Source organism: Aeromonas sp. QDB18 (assembly GCF_027705325.1).
Taxonomy (GTDB): domain Bacteria; phylum Pseudomonadota; class Gammaproteobacteria; order Enterobacterales; family Aeromonadaceae; genus Aeromonas; species Aeromonas caviae.
Genome location: NZ_JAPDBQ010000360.1, coordinates 1 through 567 on the forward strand (window position 1 = coordinate 1; position 567 = coordinate 567).

Annotated in this window: 1 protein-coding gene; it reads left to right on the plus strand. The window is 51.0% G+C overall.

All coding sequences use genetic code 11. The features are described from left to right. The coding region (locus tag OKC30_RS21350; RefSeq protein ID WP_270809849.1) for an ISAs1 family transposase at positions 1-543 on the plus strand (543 nt) is incomplete at its 5' end. Between the last annotated feature and the right edge of the window lie 24 nt (positions 544-567).

Here is a 567-nt window from a genome sequence, read left to right on the forward strand (position 1 = left end):
AATCAACCCTCGTTGCATAGCGCCGTGCGAGCGGCGCTGGTCGAGTCAATGAACAAGCCTTTGACGGAAGAAACCGTCAGTATCGAGAAGCAACATGGTCGTATAGATGGGCGCGAGTACCATGTATTGCCAGCCGGTGCACTGGCAGAGCAATTTCCCGAGTGGAAAAACCTTAAAAGCGTTGGCGTGGCGATATCCTATCGCATTGAAAAGATGAAGAAAATATCAATGGAGTATCGCTACTACATCAGTTCAGCAGAACTGACACCGGAGCAGTTTTCCTCAGCTGTCCGGGGGCACTGGGCGATTGAAAATAGCCTGCACTGGGTTCTGGATGTCGTGATGAATGAGGATGCTTGTCAGATATATCGCGGTGATGCTCCCCAGATATTGGCTTGCACACGACACATGGCACAGAACATGCTGCGGGCCGAAACCAGCCGTAAGGCAAGCTTGCGGAAGAAGCAGCAATTTGCGGGCATGAGCAGCCCCTATCTGGAAAAGGTACTGGATGCTGGGTTGGCTAAATTGACCTCAATTTAACAATTTGTTCACGCTCTCACCCTG